This window comes from Cytobacillus spongiae (assembly GCF_021390075.1).
Genome location: NZ_CP089997.1, coordinates 3,625,027 through 3,641,887 on the forward strand (window position 1 = coordinate 3,625,027; position 16,861 = coordinate 3,641,887).

Genomic DNA, 16,861 nt, shown 5'->3' on the forward strand with positions numbered 1-16,861 from the left:
AATTTACTAGTAGTTTAACGTGCTCCAAGCTTCACGTCAACCACAAAGTCTCAGAAATTGGGATAACTGTCTATTCTCCACTTTTGTTGATTATCCTGTCACTTACGGAATAGAGGGCACATCAAAATTGAGTAATATGGCAATTGTATGGCCATGTTGTGTTAAAAGACTCGCTGTAAGAAATTACAGCGGTTAGAACACCAGTTAATGAGCGAAATCCAGGTACTTCCGAGCGAAACTTTGTCGAACTGGAGCGATTTCTTGTCAAATGCGAGCGAAATTCAGAAAAAACGAGCGATTTTCGGCTATTGTGGAGCGAACGCTCAAAAAAGGAGCGTTCGCTCACTTTTGCCCGGTTTCACTCACAAACTTCCACCACACCAAAAAAAGAGCGCTCACTCACTTTTCCCAGTTTCACTCACAAACTTCCACCACACCAAAAAAAGAGCACTCACTTTTCCCGGTTTCACTCACAAACTTCCGCCGCACCAAAAAAGAGCGTTCGCTCACTTTTGCCCGGTTTCACTCACAAACTTCCACCACACCAAAAAAAGAGCGTTCGCTCACTTTTGCCCGGTTTCACTCACAAACTTCCACCACACCAAAAAAAGAGCACTCACTCACTTTGCCCGGTTTCACTCACAAACTTCCACCGCACAATTAAAAAAACCACATTAACCAAAGTTAATGCAGTTTTTTCTTTCCATATATCTCATCATCAGCCCAGCGCTCCGCTAATTCTTCCTTCGAGTAAATCACGCGCATCGGATTTCCACCAACAAACGCACCAGGGGGGACATCCTTATGAACAAGCGTCCCTGCTGAAACAATGGCTCCGTCTCCAATGGTTACCCCTGGCAGAATGGTCGTATTCGCACCAATCATCACTTCACTGCCAATGCGAACCTCTCCCAGTCGGTATTCTTTAATTAAATACTCATGTGCTAGAATCGTTGTATTATAGCCTATGACCGTGTTTCGTCCCACACTGATTTTTTCAGGAAACATGACATCTAGCATAACCATCAAGGCAAACGATGTCTGCTCCCCGACTTTCATCTGCAAAAACGTCCGGTACAGCCAATTCTTCATTCCTAAAAATGGGGTATAGCGGGCAGCTTGAATGACAATGAAATTTTTTACAACCTTGATAAAGGGAACCGTCTTATAGACATGCCATAGCGAGTTTGCTCCTTCAACAGGATAACGCTCGGTCCTTCTCATCCTTGTTTCCCCTCTAGCACGTATAGAAGGTCTGGCATTTTCTCAAGCATTACATCTGGCTCAAAGCTCATCAAATGCTCTCTGCCTTTTATCGTCCATGCCACACCGGCTGTTTTCGTCCCGGCATTTTTTCCGCCCAAAATATCATGATGATTGTCTCCAACCATTATCGCTTCCTCTGGCTTGGAACCAAGAAGATCGAGGGCCTTATAGATCGGCTCTGGATCTGGCTTTGCTTTTTCCACATGATCAAGGGCAACGACAACTTCAAAAAATGGATCAAGTCCTGTTAGCTTTAATCCTCTCAATGCCGTATTTAACATCTTTGTCGTGACGACCGCAAGCTTATAGCCCTTCTCACTTAAGACCTTGACCGTTTCATATACCCCTTCAAACTCTGTGACGAGCTGATCGTGATTAGCTAAATTATATTCTCTGTAGGTTTGCACCATCTCCTCAACCTGGTCCTTATTAATGGCTTCAAACGTTTCTATTAATGTAGGTCCCATAAATGGCAATACATCTTCTCGCTTATAGCGATTAGGGTAATAGTTTTCGAGGGTGTGTAGGAAGGATGCGATAATTAATTCATTTGTATTAATTAGTGTCCCATCTAGATCGAATAAAACAGTATTTATGTTATTGCTCATATGTAGCTTCCTTTCCTTTCGCAAAATCAATTCTATTCCAAATCGTAGCAACAATGAACGTAAGGATAATGGCAACTACCAAGCGGATGAGTAATAGTGGCAGTACCGGGATTCCTAGGGGGATAAATATCAATGTATCCTCAATAACAGCATGGCAGGCTACAAGAAAAATAAACGCAATTGTCACGTCTTTTTTACTGACACCATCCTCTTGAACTGCTTGAATCATCACACCTGCTCCATACGCAAGACCAAAGATTAAGCCTGCGGCGAGAGTCGTTGACGTATTTTCCTTCATCCCTAGTGCCCTTGTAAATGGTGCCATCCATTTGGAAAAAACGGCAAGCCATTTCAAATCCTTTAAGATTTGAATACCGATCATGAGCGGCAGTACGATTAACGCTAACTGGAAAATTCCGAGTGCTCCTTTTTCAAGAGCATCTAGCAGGATCGGAAGCATTCCAGACACTTCTGCTTCTTTAATAGGAACGAGTCCATATTTCGCGAGGTCGGAGCCGCCTTTCCAAAAAATATGGATGAAGATAGCTGAGACGATGGCGAGTCCAATTCGAACGGCAAACGCCACCCATAATTTCACACCAACCTTTACCGCTACGCTCGATTCGACTAGCAGGTTATGGGAGAAAGATAGCATAACAGCAATGATGAATACCTCTTTAACGGTTAAGTCTAACGTTAATATCGCTCCAATTGCAGCATATAAGTTTAAAAAATTTCCGAGTACAAGTGGAATGGCCGCATCCCCGGACAGGCCAATTAGCTGCATTAGTGGGGTAATCCATTTAATCACCCATGGCAGAATAGGCGTATGCTGCAGTACCGCTACAATTAAGGTGATAGGAAATATAATCTTCCCTAGTGTCCACGTCGTGTGAAGTCCAACAAAAAATCCCCTTTTTATTGATCCTAGCATTCTCCTAACCCCTTACGTTATACGCTTTTATCTAAATATCTTTCAGTTGCATAGCCCTTTGCTCGTCGAACAATAATCATTGCGACAGCACCAAGGATTAAGACGACTGAAATGGCCTGTGCCATGCGAAGAAGTTCTCCAAGCATTAAACTATCAGTACGAAGCCCCTCGACGAAAAAGCGACCAATTGAATACCAGATCACATAAGATAAGAAGATTTCCCCTCTTCTTAAATTTACTTTTCTTAATGAAATTAACAGAATGAATCCAAGTATGTTCCATAGGGATTCATATAAAAACGTAGGGTGATAATAAGCCCCATTAATATACATTTGATTGATAATAAACTCGGGCAAGAATAAATTCTCAAGGAACGTACGAGTCACTTCGCTCCCATGTGCCTCTTGGTTGATGAAGTTCCCCCATCTTCCAATAGCTTGACCTAGAATAATACTTGGCGCTGCAATATCTGCTAGCTGCCAAAAGGAAATATTCCGTTTTTTTGCAAAAATAAACGCGGTGATCACAGATCCAATTAATGCTCCATGTATGGCAATTCCACCATGCCAAATCTTAATAATCTCTCCAGGGTTTTCTGCGTAGAACTCCCATTGGAAAATCACATAATACAATCGAGCTGACAGGATTGCAATCGGTATAGCCCACAGCATTAAATCGGCAAATGTCTCCTTTGGTAAGCCACGTCTTTCCCCTTCACGCATCGCAAGTATTAAAGCGAGTGCAATCCCTAAACCAATAATGACTCCATACCAATGAACCGTAATCGGGCCAAGTGATAGCGCAACCGGATCTAAAGGCTGTATTGTATCTTCCATCATTCCATCTCCTTCACCGTTTCATTTAAACCTGCATGTCGGGTTTCCTTATGTATGTTTATGCCTCGTCATGCTCTCCATCTTCAATCACGTCGGATAAACGAGCTGTAAACTGCGCAGCTGCATTGACACCCATACGCTTCAGACGAAAGTTCATAGCTGCTACTTCGATAATAACAGCGAGATTTCGTCCGGGGCGAACTGGAATCGTCATCTTCGTGATTTCTGTATCGATAATTTTCATTTTTTCCTCGTCAAGTCCAAGGCGATCGTATTGCTTGCTTTGATCCCACAGCTCTAAATTCATCACAAGGGAAATCCGTTTATGGCTGCGGACGGCACCTGCACCAAACAGGGTCATCACATTAATAATTCCGAGACCACGGATTTCTAACAAATGTTCAATTAACTCTGGGGAATTCCCGACTAACGTGTCTTCATCCTCTTGGCGTATCTCTACACAGTCATCCGCTACTAAGCGGTGCCCTCGCTTCACTAGCTCAAGCGCGGTTTCACTTTTACCTACTCCGCTTTTTCCAGTAATCAGCACTCCCACTCCATAAATGTCTACTAACACTCCATGAACGGCTGTTGTTGGAGCTAGCTTACTTTCTAGAAAATTAGTGAGGCGACTGGAGAACCGTGTAGTTTTCTGCTTGGTTCGTAGAAGAGGTACTGCTTCTAGCTCACATGCCTCTATGAGCTCACGAGGAACCTCCAACTCTCTTGTCACAATGATTCCCGGTGTGATATCTGTACATAAACGCTCCATTCGGACTTTTCGGTCGTTATCACTTAATTTATAGGCAAATGAGAGCTCTGTTTTTCCCAAGAGCTGAATTCGCTCAGCGGGATAATATTCAAAGTAACCCGCCATCTCAATACCAGGTCGAGAAATATCGCTTGTCACGATGGGACGATCAATACCTTCCTCGCCACTAATCAGCTCCAAATCAAATTTTTCAATCATATCCTTCGTTCTTACTTTTACCAAAAGAGCTCCTCCTTTGTGTAGATGATTATCATGTAGAGCCATCAATTACTCTATTTTAGCATTTTTTTATGCAGAACCAAATTTCTGAGAACAGTTTTAACATCATCTTATCACTATTTTTACCAAGGACAACTTCCCCTCTACATGGTGGCCGAATAAGTTGAACTGTGGGTCTCTGACCATTTTGAAAGTTCCGCTCATCAAAAACAACTCTTGTCCATGTCCTTTTTCCTACAACAAACATATATTTATAGAAAAATACCAATGATTGAGAGGGGTATCGTGCATGAAAATGATGATAGATGCTGGACACGGCTATAATACGCCTGGAAAAAGAAGTCCCGATGGCCTTCGGGAATATGAATTTAACCGAGCAGTTGCAAACTACGTAAAGCTATTTCTCGAAAATTATCAAAATGTAACCGTCTATTTTGCCCATTCTGATCAAAGAGATGTTCCTTTAACCGAGAGAACAGACAGGGCAAATGCGTTAAAAGTCGATTGTTTTGTGTCCATCCATGCGAATGCATATGGCTCTGGCTGGAATAGTGCAGATGGAATCGAGACGTATGTATACACGACAAAGCCTAGAGAAGCCTACGAATTAGCTCTGAAAATTCAGAAGTATATCATTGCTTCAACAGGGAGAGACAATCGAGGAGTCAAAACGGCTGATTTTCATGTGTTAAGGGAAACGAATATGACAGCAGTATTAGTGGAATGTGGGTTTATGACGAATCAAGAGGAAGCCAAGCTCCTTCGCTCAGATGCTTATCGGCGAACATGTGCAGATGCAATAGTAAAGGCACTTGCAGAGCAATACAAACTAGTGAAAAAACCCGTTAGTAGCAGTACAGATACGAATAAAGGAAGCAATAAGACCCCTAGCACCGGGAAAGGATTATTCAAAGTACAGGTAGGTGCTTTTTCAGATAAGAAAAATGCGGAAGAGCTCGCAGCTCAATTAAAAAAGGATGGGTATGCTCCTTATATTTATCAAGAATGAAAGAGGCTGGGACATAACTAAATGACTCCTTCTCAAAGACGAACAATGACTTTTTTGAAATAATTAAGTTGTAAAAACAAGTTCGTTCCACCTGCGCTGCGGACACTAGCTTTTCGCGGGGAGGAAGCTGAGCCTCTTCGCTGCGGTTTGGTGTCTCAGCCTTACCTCTATTTCCCTTAGGAGTCGAGTGTCTTCCGCTCCATTCCACTATTTTTAAAAAATTTGTATTCCGAACAAACAAAAATACCCGAACTAGTAAAAGGAGATTACTCCTGATCGTTCGGGTATGTCATTGACTGAAATACTTATGTCCCAGCCTCTCTTATTTATCCTCGTTAAGTATCGTTTGCTGGACAATGAGGTTGACTACACTCATAACAATAGTCACCCACAGGGCCGTTCCAAATCCAGCCAACTCAAACGCATCACCCATCAGTCCATCTGTCATTAAGAGTGTTATTCCGTTTATAACAAAAAGGAATAGCCCTAGTGTAAGCACAGTAACAGGTAAGGTTAAGAGGATCAGAATGGGGCGCACGAGTATATTTAAGATGGATAAAATAAAGCTTGCGCCAAGTGCTGCTCCAAAGCCAGAGAGCTGGATCGACTGCTCAAAATAGCCAGCAAGCGCTACAAACAAAACCGCATTTATCATAATTCCGATGAGCCAGCGCATCCTACAATCTTCATTCCCTTCTCGAGATTACTTAATTTTCCTAACGATAATCGCACCTGATTTCGTGTCGGCATTTAACTTTAGCCTTGGTTCTCCAGGCTTTAAAGAAGTGAATTTCATCGACTTTTGAATCACTTCTTGTTTCTCTTCAAGCATCTGAATGTGATCGAATTCAAGACTTAAACTTCCTAGGTTCGTTTTTATTTCTCCTGCTAATGCTACCTGTTCGTGAAGGTGTAAACGAATGCCTCCGGTAGTTGCCTTTGCTTCGACACGTCCACAATCCTCGTTTTTAATGATTCCATGAATACTTCCGTTAAAGGATTGTAGGTCGAGTTGATGAAATTCACCATCTAATGAAATAGCCCCATTAATGGTTTCTGCCTCTAAGTCCCTTACTCTACTATTTAGGATATTTATCGGCCCATTTGCTGTTTCCACTTCAACGGATTCCGCTTTTAACCCATTTACAGAAATTTTTCCATTTGCCGTTTTTGCTTTATACTCATTCGCTATTATGTTTTCACTTTCGATTGGCCCATTAAACATACGAACATTTACTTTATCAAAATGTTCTTGTGGTACATAAATTTTCGTATGGATTTTCATCCACTTTTGCTGGGTAGAAAAGCGCAGTTTCCCTCCCTCAATGGCAAAGTGAACATCCTTTAAAAAGCTTTGCCTCGCTTCTTCCGCTGATTCCACTCGGTACACCTTTGCATCACATTCTACTCGTACATCTTGTTGATCCCACGGGATTAATTGCAATGAACCATTCGCAATATCTACATCTACATGTGTTAAATAGGCTTCTCCATGCTGAAAAATATGGGAGATATCTACAGACTGACCAAAGTTTAAATCTAAATCAAAGTCCTTAATCTTCTTCACCGCAACATCAAAGAATTCTAGAATTTTTTCTTTTGTCGATTGGGCTGTTTTGGAAGAAGAAGTCTGTTCATTCTTTCCATAATCATAATCGACAACTGTAGAAAGCTCATTGATCATTTCCTCTTGCTTCTTTTCCATTGCTTGTGAGCTTTCCTCTAGCTGCTCTAGTAAAATTAATGCTTCGTCAATTGTCAGCTTTTTTTCCTCAACCATTTTAAGTATTCGTTTACGTTCCTCTTGCATCATAACTCCTCCTTATTAGTAGCCCCTTGTTAATAGCTGAATTCCTCTAACAATATTCCATATCACCACAGCTAGACTTAGCAGAATAAAGAGAACAAACTCAACAATCAAAAGGATTGGAAAGCTGAGTTCCAAGCCCTCACCGTAACTAAAAATTGTAATAAGTATCACTGGAGGCGGGATAAGCAAGATGAGATGAGACAAGAGTGCTTTTTTCGCATGCTTCTTTACATCCGTATCCTCTGCAACAAAGTATAGAATAATCGGTACAATAATCCCAGCAAATAATACACTTAAATAACTTAATGCTGATAATACTTTCTTCGTCTCCATTGCCGTCAACTCCTTCTAGAATATTTACGCTCATATGGCCGGAAAGTTTCAAGTTTAGTGAAAATAGTTGATAATGAGCGATGAGATAATTTGAGTAGAACCCAAGTGATTTTTTCCAGCTTGTCCTATTCATTTGTATGTAAAATAAAGAGAGCCGTACTCTCTCGTACGACTCGATGAATGGTTATACATTTGACATTTGGTTAAGCTGTTTTTCCATTCGCAAACGGTCTCGGTCAAGGATTGGTTTTAAGTATTTTCCCGTATACGATTCTGGCACTTCTGCAACCGCTTCTGGTGTTCCTGTAGCCACAATCGTTCCACCCTTATCTCCACCCTCTGGTCCGAGGTCTATGATGTAATCAGCTGCTTTTATCACATCTAAATTATGTTCAATAACTAAGACCGTATCGCCGTTTTCAACTAGGCGTTGGAGAACGACAAGGAGCCTTGAAATGTCATCCACATGCAAACCAGTTGTAGGCTCATCTAAAATATACAGCGAGCGCCCCGTCGAGCGACGGTGTAGTTCAGAAGCAAGCTTCACGCGCTGCGCTTCCCCTCCAGACAATGTCGTTGCCGGTTGACCAAGGGTAATATACCCTAAACCTACATCATAAATCGTTTGGAGCTTCCGACGAATTTTCGGGATATTTTCAAAAAACTCTAGAGCATCTTCCACTGTCATATCAAGAATATCTGATATATTCTTGCCTTTGTATTTAACTTCAAGCGTTTCTCGGTTGTAACGTTTTCCATGGCACACTTCACAAGGAACATATACATCTGGTAAGAAATGCATTTCAATTTTTATAATTCCATCCCCGCGACATGCCTCACATCGGCCACCTTTTACATTGAAACTAAAGCGACCTTTCTTGTATCCTCTGACTTTTGCTTCATTTGTAGCTGCAAATACATCGCGAATGTCATCAAACACTCCAGTATAGGTTGCAGGGTTTGATCGTGGTGTCCGGCCAATTGGAGATTGGTCAATATCAATTACCTTATCCAAATGCTCGATCCCTTTTAGCTCGCGGTGCTCACCTGGCTTCGACTTAGCATGATGAAGCTTCTGCGCAAGTGTTTTATGAAGGATTTCATTAATAAGCGTACTTTTCCCAGACCCAGATACACCCGTTACGGAAATGAACATGCCTAATGGAATTTTAATGTTCACATTTCGAAGATTATTCTCTTTAGCGCCTTTAATTTCTAACATACGTCCATCTGCATTTCGGCGTTCCAGCGGAAGTGGAATAAATTTTCTTCCTGATAAGTATTGACCTGTTAATGAGTTTTCATCATTCATCACTTCATCAGGAGTACCCGCAGAGATGACCTGACCACCGTGAACACCCGCACCTGGTCCAATATCAATTAAATAGTCCGCTGCCATCATCGTATCTTCATCATGCTCTACGACAATGAGCGTATTGCCGATATCTCTCATATTTTTCAACGTATCAATTAAACGGTCATTATCCCGCTGGTGTAATCCAATAGAAGGCTCATCTAGAATATAGAGTACCCCTGTTAATCGAGAGCCAATTTGAGTGGCTAAGCGAATTCGCTGCGCTTCTCCACCAGATAATGTTCCAGCTGCTCGGCTCAATGTTAAGTAATCTAAACCCACATTGATTAAGAAGCCGAGACGTTCCTTAATTTCTCGTAAAATAAGATTAGCAATCTTCATTTCTTTTTCTGTTAATGACATCCTATCGAAAAAGGCAAAGGACTCTTCAATCGATAAAGATGTCAGATGCCCTACATGTTGACCTGAAATGAGAACCGCTAGACTTTCTTTTTTCAGCCTGTAGCCTTTACATGTTGGACACGATTGCTGTGCCATATATTTTTCCATCTGTTCCCTTATATAGTCAGAGCTAGTTTCTTTATAGCGACGCTCTACATTTCGGATGACACCTTCGAATGGAATGGTATTCTCTCTTATTTGTCCAAAATCGTTTTCGTAACGGAAATAGATTTCTTCCCCATCGGAGCCATAAAGTACTTTATCTAATAAGTGCTTCGGGACATCCTTGACAGGCACATCTAAATCGATTCCATAATGATTGCAAACCGCTTCTAATAACTGAGGGTAATACTGTGAGCTCGTCGACTCCCACGGGGCAAGTGCATTCTGTCGTAGAGAGAGGTCCCAATTCGGAATCACAAGCTCTACATCAACTTCTAACTTCGACCCTAACCCGTCACAATCCGGGCAAGCACCATATGGACTGTTAAAAGAAAACATTCTAGGCTCTAATTCCGTAATGGAGAACCCGCAATGTGGACAGGCATGCTTTTCGCTAAACAATAGCTCCTCTTCTCCCATCACATCAATGATGACTTTGCCTTCCCCAAGGTTCAAGGCAGTTTCGAGGGAATCCGCTAACCTGGCTTCCATTCCTTCTTTTACGACCATACGATCAATCACTACCTCGATCGAATGCTTCTTATTTTTCTCCAGTTCAATTTCTTCCCCTATATCGTACATTTCTCCGTTAACGCGCACGCGCACATAGCCTTGTTTTTTAATATCCTCCAACACTTTTGCATGTGTTCCCTTTCTTCCAGACACAACAGGTGCAAGCACTTGAAGCTTCGTTCGCTCAGGATATTCTAGGATTCGATCCACCATTTGCTCTATGGTTTGGGAAGAAATCTCGATGTTATGAATCGGACAAGTGGGTCTCCCTACTCTAGCAAATAAAAGTCGTAGATAGTCATATATTTCCGTCACCGTTCCGACAGTCGAACGGGGATTTCGACTGGTTGTTTTTTGATCGATGGAGATGGCAGGTGAAAGACCTTCAATCGCATCTACATCTGGCTTGTCCATTTGTCCAAGAAATTGTCTTGCGTAGGCAGAGAGCGATTCTACATAACGTCTTTGTCCTTCTGCATAGATCGTATCAAAGGCTAAAGAGGACTTCCCAGAACCAGAAAGCCCTGTAAGTACAACCAGCTGATCTCTCGGAATGGTGACATCAATGTTCTTTAAGTTATGGGCTCTAGCACCCTTTACAATTAATTTATCCATTGCCATCGTTTCGTCATCCTTCCGCTTTCAACTCTAATATTAAATCACGAAGCTCTGCAGCTCGTTCGAAGTTTAACGCTTTTGCAGCTTCCTTCATCTCTTGCTCCATATCGGTCAGCAGCTGTTCTTTCTCTTTTTTCGTTAACTTGCCTAGGTTCTTTGCTGGTTTGTACTCCTCTTGCTCCTCGGCTGCATGTGTTGCTCGAATAACATCACGAATATCCTTTTGAATGGTTTGTGGTGTGATCCCATGCTTTTCATTATATTCCATCTGAATCAAACGACGACGCTTCGTTTCACTGATAGCAAGCTCCATGCTATTTGTCATTCGATCTGCATACATAATTACGTGTCCATTGGCGTTACGAGCAGCACGTCCGATTGTCTGTATTAATGAGCGTTCAGAACGCAGGAATCCCTCTTTATCCGCGTCTAGTATCGTTACCAGTGAAACCTCTGGAATATCAAGCCCTTCCCGTAATAGGTTAATTCCTACTAGCACATCATACTTTCCTAAACGAAGTTCTCGAATGATCTCAATCCGTTCTAACGTTTTGACCTCCGAGTGAAGGTACTGGACTTTAATTCCGATTTCTTTTAAGTAGTCTGTTAGGTCCTCTGACATCTTTTTCGTAAGCGTAGTAACGAGTACCCGTTCATTTCGTTGAATTCGATCCTGAATTTCACTAATTAGGTCATCGATTTGTCCTTGGATTGGGCGAACATCTATCGTAGGATCAAGCAAGCCAGTTGGACGGATAATCTGTTGAACCATCTCAGGTGTGTGTTCTAGCTCATATGGCCCAGGTGTTGCCGATACATAGACAATTTGATTCACATGCTTTTCAAATTCAAGAAAGGTTAGCGGTCGATTGTCCATTGCAGATGGCAGACGGAAACCGTGATCAACAAGAACCTGCTTACGGGCTTGGTCTCCGTTAAACATGGCCCGAACCTGCGGGAGTGTCACATGGGACTCATCAATGACCATCATCATATCCTCAGGAAAATAATCTAACAGTGTATATGGTGTCGAGCCGGGTGGACGTAGGGTTAAATGCCGGGAGTAGTTTTCAATCCCCGAACAGAAGCCCATCTCTCTCATCATCTCAAGATCATAACGAGTTCTTTGTTCTAGTCGCTGAGCTTCTAGCAGCTTTCCGTTCTCTCTCATCACCGAGAGCTGTACTTCAAGCTCCTTTTCGATGTTCTCAATCGCCACTCTCATCTTTTCTTCGCGGGTAACGAAGTGGGATCTTGGGAAAATAGCTACATGCTCACGGTCTCCCATAATCTCGCCTGTTAATGCGTCCACTTCCCTAATGCGATCGATTTCATCACCGAAAAATTCAACCCTTATACAATGCTCATCTCGTGAGGCAGGAAAGATTTCAACCACATCGCCTCGCACGCGAAACGTACCACGTTGAAAGTCAATATCGTTTCGTTCGTACTGGATATCAACTAATTTACGTAATAGCTGATTTCGTTCAATTTCCATCCCGGTTCTTAAAGAAAGCACGAGGTCACGGTATTCTTCAGGAGAACCTAACCCGTAAATACAAGAAACACTGGCAATTATGATGACGTCTCTCCGTTCAAATAAAGAAGAGGTAGCAGAATGACGGAGCTTATCGATCTCATCGTTTATACTTGCGTCCTTTTCAATAAAGGTATCTGTCTGAGGCACATAGGCTTCAGGTTGGTAGTAATCGTAGTAGCTGACAAAATATTCAACTGCATTGTTTGGGAAAAATTCCTTGAATTCACTATACAGCTGTCCAGCTAATGTTTTATTGTGCGCGATAATTAAGGTTGGCCTGTTAACTTCTTTGATGACATTGGAGATCGTAAATGTTTTCCCAGTTCCTGTTGCACCAAGAAGTGTTTGATGTTTTTTTCCAGACTGAATCCCCTCCACAATTTGTTCAATTGCCTTCGGTTGGTCACCTTGTGGGGAGTATTTCGAGACTAATTCAAATTGGTCCTTCACTAAAAAGCCTCCTGTTCAAAAATGACTTATATGTAATCAGCTGTCGTTCTTCTGAAGCACTAGGACCTGGTTGAAGCTGAGTATCCCGTTTCATTCAATATCAACATTCTACCACAATCAAGCGATTACAAACCAACAATATGCGAACGGATATTCGTTTTTTTTAATAATTTCATCTTTCTATTTTTCGGAATTCAAACAGCTTTTGTTCCATTATGCTACGAACAATGGCTTATATCTAAAAGAAATTCATGCTCCATGGCTTCGCCTATTGGTGCTTCCCCTGTCTTACTGAAAACTAAAAAAACTTGATACACCAAGAATGAATCCTCTCGTAAGAATATTAATCAAACGTTTGATTAAATTGGTTTGAACCCAGTTGGTTATAGGAAAAATCACTTTATTTTGACTCTATAATCGGAATCTATTTTATGCAGGTCTCAAGCATCATGTTTCACTGAGTTTTTAGCAAAATAAATTCCCATCGCAGTCCCGATCAATATCGATACGACATGGCCCGCATTCACTTGCTCAAATACAAAATAAAACGTATCAAGTTTGATTTTGCTACTTAATAGAGCTTCCTCCAAGAAAACAAAAAACAGCAAATAAAGAAAATATGGAACAATGAGATACACAATTGAAATCCATCTGCCCTCCAAATATTTTCTAGCGGTTATGCTGTAGACAATTGCTAGTATAATGGTAATTACATAAAGTAGCGGCCGTACAATCGGAATCGACTGTGAGAATAAGAAATAGAAGAGGTTCGCATAGAGGAGCCCAACCAATGCGTAAACCAAACTAAAAAGCTGTGTTTTGTAAAAGTACTTCATATAAACCTTCCTTTCGTCTTATACATTTTTCTCAAAGACGCAAAAAATTAACCTGTTGAACAGATCAACAGGCTAACTGATATGTTTATGCGCTTTGTTTCGTTCTTTGTTTCATTTTTCGAGCATACCAAAAGCCAACTGTTAACGAGAAGGCATCCACAATTATTATTGGCCATGTAGTCGTATATCCTTTATAGGCTGATGCTGCAATTAACGCAACAGTCAATACGAGGCCAATGATATGATTATAGGTTACCCTTGTAAAAAGGACCACTAATAAACCTGGTAATAAAAGTGCCGAAAAAAAGCGAAGCAATTCAATAGCCATTAGGTACACCTACTTTTCCTATGATAATACCTTTCTTAGGCGAAGCATTCCCTCACCTTAGTCTATCAAATTCTACACCTTTAACCCTAACGCTGCCAAGCCTTTTGCTAAATTGACTTCAACTGGAATACCAGTAAAATCAATCCCTAGTTGTACGGCTGTTTGAGCGATTTCCGGCCGAATCCCTGTCAAAATAGATTGAACGCCAACAATTGAGAGGGCATCAATCACCTGGAATAACTTGTGAGCAACTAGTGTATCCATCGTATGAACACCAGAAAGGTCAATGACTAGATGGGTTATATGCTTTTCACTGCATTCCTGTAAGCATGACTCAATGACCCATTGAGCTCTTTCTTCATTCATATCTCCTATCAATGGGAGAACGGCCACCTCATCAGAAATGGGAATAATCGGAGAGCTTAATTGATGGATGACTTTTTGTTGGATGTTTAACTGGTTTCGTGTGGCTTTATAATAATGAAACACGAACTTCTCCATCACTTCATCCAATGCATACACACTAAGTCGATTCCACTTGAAGATTTGAGACATACTTATATTTTCTTCACAGGTTTCGACAAATTTCTCAATGTATTTGCTATAAATTCCTTTTACGATTTTCGATTGTTCTACTACCTCATAAATCGGTGTTTCTTCAACTGCACGTTCAGCGGAAATGGTCAACGTCCATTGATTAATAAAGGCTAAAAATTCATCCATTTCACCAATAAAAACTTTGCATATATTCAGGAACAATTCTTGATTTTGTTTACGAATCTTTTCAACCGTTTCCATAGGTGCATCTGCCGAATATACAGAGGAAGGTATCACCTTTCTATTATTTAACCACTCATTTAATATCTCTGTAGAGTGTTCAGATAAAAAATGATAAAGCTTTTGATTCAAATCAGGCACCTTATCTCCCCCTTTAGGTATGAATGCCACGCTTAACTTACATGATTTGAGCACTGGCTCGAAGGTTTTATTTTCCAACATTCATTATAAAACTCCTAAAATACGGAAGCAAGATTCGTTATGCTCATTTGAAAATAATATAGGGGTATTTGTACATGCTAATCAAAAGGAGATGACGTAGTTGAATCGAGGAATGAAAGGGAATGTAGACTTAAACGAACCAAAATGGGAGAGGATGAAGAAACAAAGAGTCCCCATTTATAAAAATACTCCGGATCATGTGAAATTTGAAATAGCCAGAGAAGCTCATATTCCGCTGAAGGCACGTGACAATGGACACCTTACCTCCAGGCAAGCAGGAAAAATTGGTGGTCCTATTGGAGGCAGCATGGTGAAAGAGATGATTGAAATGGCAAAAGAGCAATTAACTAAAAGGGAGTAGAAGCCTATTTTCGGGCTCTTCTCCCTTTTTATATGAAATCACTCAACTCATTTTGGGGGATTTGAATGAGAAAATGCGTTCCTTTGGAATCGCTACTGACGACCCGAACATCTCCCCTATGTTCAAATATAATTTTTTTCACAAACGGAAGCCCCATGCCCATGCCTGACTCCTTTAAGGAGAAGAAGGGGTCAAATATGCTTTCCCAGCATGAGGCAGGGATGCCTTTTCCTTTATCAAAAAAGTGGATAAGGACAAATCCTTTTTCAACCTCTGTCCGAATCGTTATGGTCCTATCTCGATCTTTATCTGCCATTGCTTCTGCACTGTTTTTAATTAAATTCATAAACACCTGTTGTAGAAATGCTTTATTCACATAGGCAGTTAACGGCTTGTATTTTGGCCTGTAGGATATATCAAGACCTTGCTCTTTTGAGAAATCAATTGAATCTGAAATAATTTGATTGAGATCCTCGATCCTGAAGTCCATTTTCGATGACTCGATGTATTCTTTAAATTGATCGGAAAATCCATGGATTTGATCGGTTGCTTTTTGAATCATTTTTAGCTTGGCTTGATCCCCTGGATTCGACGTAGATTCTTCTAACATCTGACTAAACCCCCGAATGACTTGGGCTGTATTTTTCACCTCATGGGTTAAGCTACTAACTAAATTACCGATATAATCCATCTTCTTCTGTCTTTCCATCAATTGGTTGTATTGCAAGGTAATTCGAAGATTCATTTTTATAAAGGCAGTCATAATACTAATGGAAAATAAAACAACCCCAAAACTGCTCGCAATCGCTCCCGTATCTGGCCAAAAATTAAAAAAGCCAAATATAAATAAAAGAACTAAATTGATCGCAAAGCTCTTTAAGAAATCTTTTAAATATGTATTTTGTAAGCTTCTTGCTATTAAAAAAATCGCCGTTAGAAAAAAGATAAAGGTACTCATATGGAGCATAAATAAGATATGCAACGGTCCATAGACGGGAAAGTAATAGTCAATTTGCGTGGAAAGCAGTGTTTGTAATTCTAATCCCTTAATTCCATAAGAAGTCCAGTTCATGAAATAAATGAAAGTACTCCATCCTAGCAATAGATAAAACACTTTTTTTGAAAATATCTTAGCTAGTCCTTTTCTCTCAAAGGTAATAGGATTATTTTGCAGCATGGTATAGACAACAAAGAAAACACACGGAATGGAAAAAGTAGGGGCAATACGGAATAAGCGAAACAGAAACAAAGTCTGCTCCTCCCCCAACATCCCATGAAAATATAAAATCCCCACATCAACCTGCCAAATACTAATTAAGAGCATAATAATAAATACAGCAAATGAGAGTTCCGTACCTTTAAATATCCGCCGCGTGCTTATTGCTAAGACGATCGGAATAATCCCAATAATACAAACTAGTAGTCCTACTATCATATCGAATCTCCAATATCTTTTAATAGTTAGTGACTGCAAACGACCCCTCAAGGACATTCCTTCCTTAAACAGTATA

General features: G+C 40.8%; 17 protein-coding genes. 3 read left to right on the forward strand and 14 right to left on the reverse strand.

Annotation, left to right across the window (positions count from 1 at the left end; translation table 11 throughout):
* The first annotated feature begins 268 nt into the window (after positions 1 to 268).
* Positions 269 to 664, forward strand: coding sequence for a hypothetical protein (locus LS684_RS18370; protein WP_233808216.1), 396 nt, complete (start codon positions 269 to 271; stop codon positions 662 to 664).
* Between the two features lie 20 nt (positions 665 to 684).
* Here the strand turns inward: LS684_RS18370 and LS684_RS18375 are convergent, their stop codons facing one another.
* From LS684_RS18375 to hprK, 5 genes are read right to left on the reverse strand one after another with little or no spacing between them, the layout of a single operon-like run.
* Positions 685 to 1,224, reverse strand: a complete 540-nt coding sequence (locus tag LS684_RS18375) for an acyltransferase (RefSeq protein ID WP_233808217.1) — start codon at positions 1,222 to 1,224, stop codon at positions 685 to 687.
* Complete coding sequence (gene ppaX, locus LS684_RS18380) at positions 1,221 to 1,874, reverse strand: pyrophosphatase PpaX (protein WP_233808219.1); 654 nt, start codon at positions 1,872 to 1,874, stop codon at positions 1,221 to 1,223. Before ppaX ends, LS684_RS18375 begins: the two co-directional genes overlap by 4 nt.
* A complete protein-coding gene (locus LS684_RS18385) occupies positions 1,864 to 2,808 on the reverse strand; it encodes a nucleoside recognition domain-containing protein (protein WP_233808223.1) in 945 nt (314 codons plus the stop codon). The genes ppaX and LS684_RS18385 overlap by 11 nt, the downstream gene beginning before the upstream one ends.
* 17 nt (positions 2,809 to 2,825) lie before the next feature.
* Entirely contained in the window at positions 2,826 to 3,644 is an 819-nt protein-coding gene (gene lgt / locus LS684_RS18390) for a prolipoprotein diacylglyceryl transferase (protein WP_233811700.1), read from the reverse strand.
* 58 nt (positions 3,645 to 3,702) lie between these two features.
* A complete protein-coding gene (gene hprK, locus LS684_RS18395; RefSeq protein WP_233808224.1) occupies positions 3,703 to 4,638 on the reverse strand; it encodes an HPr(Ser) kinase/phosphatase in 936 nt (311 codons plus the stop codon).
* Between the two features lie 286 nt (positions 4,639 to 4,924).
* Between hprK and LS684_RS18400 the strand changes: the two genes are divergently transcribed.
* Positions 4,925 to 5,644: an N-acetylmuramoyl-L-alanine amidase gene (locus LS684_RS18400; protein WP_233808226.1), complete on the forward strand. Its 720-nt coding sequence runs from the start codon at positions 4,925 to 4,927 to the stop codon at positions 5,642 to 5,644.
* Between the two features lie 322 nt (positions 5,645 to 5,966).
* On the opposite strand, the gene LS684_RS18405 is transcribed toward LS684_RS18400, so the two are convergent.
* From LS684_RS18405 to LS684_RS18440, 8 genes are all read right to left on the reverse strand, one after another.
* Positions 5,967 to 6,320: a phage holin family protein gene (locus LS684_RS18405; protein ID WP_233808233.1), complete on the reverse strand. Its 354-nt coding sequence runs from the start codon at positions 6,318 to 6,320 to the stop codon at positions 5,967 to 5,969.
* Positions 6,321 to 6,347: 27 nt separating this feature from the next.
* A complete protein-coding gene (locus LS684_RS18410; RefSeq protein WP_349293078.1) occupies positions 6,348 to 7,457 on the reverse strand; it encodes a DUF4097 family beta strand repeat-containing protein in 1,110 nt (369 codons plus the stop codon).
* A gap of 12 nt (positions 7,458 to 7,469) precedes the next feature.
* Complete coding sequence (locus LS684_RS18415; protein ID WP_233808234.1) at positions 7,470 to 7,787, reverse strand: magnetosome magnetite crystal formation protein family; 318 nt, start codon at positions 7,785 to 7,787, stop codon at positions 7,470 to 7,472.
* Between the two features lie 184 nt (positions 7,788 to 7,971).
* On the reverse strand, positions 7,972 to 10,839 hold the full coding sequence (gene uvrA, locus LS684_RS18420) for an excinuclease ABC subunit UvrA (protein ID WP_233808238.1): 2,868 nt from the start codon (positions 10,837 to 10,839) through the stop codon (positions 7,972 to 7,974).
* Between the two features lie 7 nt (positions 10,840 to 10,846).
* Positions 10,847 to 12,826, reverse strand: coding sequence for an excinuclease ABC subunit UvrB (uvrB, locus tag LS684_RS18425; RefSeq protein ID WP_233808247.1), 1,980 nt, complete (start codon positions 12,824 to 12,826; stop codon positions 10,847 to 10,849).
* Between the two features lie 440 nt (positions 12,827 to 13,266).
* The gene (locus LS684_RS18430) at positions 13,267 to 13,662 is read right to left on the reverse strand and encodes a hypothetical protein (protein ID WP_233808248.1); all 396 of its coding nucleotides are present in this window, start codon (positions 13,660 to 13,662) and stop codon (positions 13,267 to 13,269) included.
* An 85-nt stretch (positions 13,663 to 13,747) separates the two neighbouring features.
* Entirely contained in the window at positions 13,748 to 13,990 is a 243-nt protein-coding gene (locus LS684_RS18435) for a CsbA family protein (protein WP_233808250.1), read from the reverse strand.
* A gap of 72 nt (positions 13,991 to 14,062) precedes the next feature.
* A complete protein-coding gene (locus tag LS684_RS18440; RefSeq protein WP_233808252.1) occupies positions 14,063 to 14,908 on the reverse strand; it encodes an STAS domain-containing protein in 846 nt (281 codons plus the stop codon).
* A gap of 181 nt (positions 14,909 to 15,089) precedes the next feature.
* Here LS684_RS18440 and LS684_RS18445 point away from each other — a divergent pair, with 181 nt between their 5' ends.
* The gene (locus LS684_RS18445; RefSeq protein WP_432418782.1) at positions 15,090 to 15,350 is read left to right on the forward strand and encodes an alpha/beta-type small acid-soluble spore protein; all 261 of its coding nucleotides are present in this window, start codon (positions 15,090 to 15,092) and stop codon (positions 15,348 to 15,350) included.
* Between the two features lie 28 nt (positions 15,351 to 15,378).
* Here the strand turns inward: LS684_RS18445 and LS684_RS18450 are convergent, their stop codons facing one another.
* Positions 15,379 to 16,785 (reverse strand): sensor histidine kinase, encoded by a 1,407-nt coding sequence (locus LS684_RS18450; RefSeq protein ID WP_233808254.1) that lies wholly within the window; start codon positions 16,783 to 16,785, stop codon positions 15,379 to 15,381.
* Positions 16,786 to 16,861: the final 76 nt, after the last annotated feature.

Coding starts and splice junctions, on each gene's coding strand:
- LS684_RS18415 (WP_233808234.1), bottom strand. CDS start 7,787: ATGGAGACGAAGAAAGTATTATCAGCATTAAGTTATTTAAGTGTATTA.
- LS684_RS18385 (WP_233808223.1), bottom strand. CDS start 2,808: ATGCTAGGATCAATAAAAAGGGGATTTTTTGTTGGACTTCACACGACG.
- LS684_RS18370 (WP_233808216.1), top strand. CDS start 269: ATGCGAGCGAAATTCAGAAAAAACGAGCGATTTTCGGCTATTGTGGAG.
- lgt (WP_233811700.1), bottom strand. CDS start 3,644: ATGGAAGATACAATACAGCCTTTAGATCCGGTTGCGCTATCACTTGGC.
- LS684_RS18375 (WP_233808217.1), bottom strand. CDS start 1,224: ATGAGAAGGACCGAGCGTTATCCTGTTGAAGGAGCAAACTCGCTATGG.
- LS684_RS18430 (WP_233808248.1), bottom strand. CDS start 13,662: ATGAAGTACTTTTACAAAACACAGCTTTTTAGTTTGGTTTACGCATTG.
- ppaX (WP_233808219.1), bottom strand. CDS start 1,874: ATGAGCAATAACATAAATACTGTTTTATTCGATCTAGATGGGACACTA.
- LS684_RS18405 (WP_233808233.1), bottom strand. CDS start 6,320: ATGCGCTGGCTCATCGGAATTATGATAAATGCGGTTTTGTTTGTAGCG.
- LS684_RS18435 (WP_233808250.1), bottom strand. CDS start 13,990: ATGGCTATTGAATTGCTTCGCTTTTTTTCGGCACTTTTATTACCAGGT.
- LS684_RS18450 (WP_233808254.1), bottom strand. CDS start 16,785: ATGATAGTAGGACTACTAGTTTGTATTATTGGGATTATTCCGATCGTC.
- LS684_RS18400 (WP_233808226.1), top strand. CDS start 4,925: ATGAAAATGATGATAGATGCTGGACACGGCTATAATACGCCTGGAAAA.
- uvrA (WP_233808238.1), bottom strand. CDS start 10,839: ATGGCAATGGATAAATTAATTGTAAAGGGTGCTAGAGCCCATAACTTA.
- LS684_RS18410 (WP_349293078.1), bottom strand. CDS start 7,457: ATGATGCAAGAGGAACGTAAACGAATACTTAAAATGGTTGAGGAAAAA.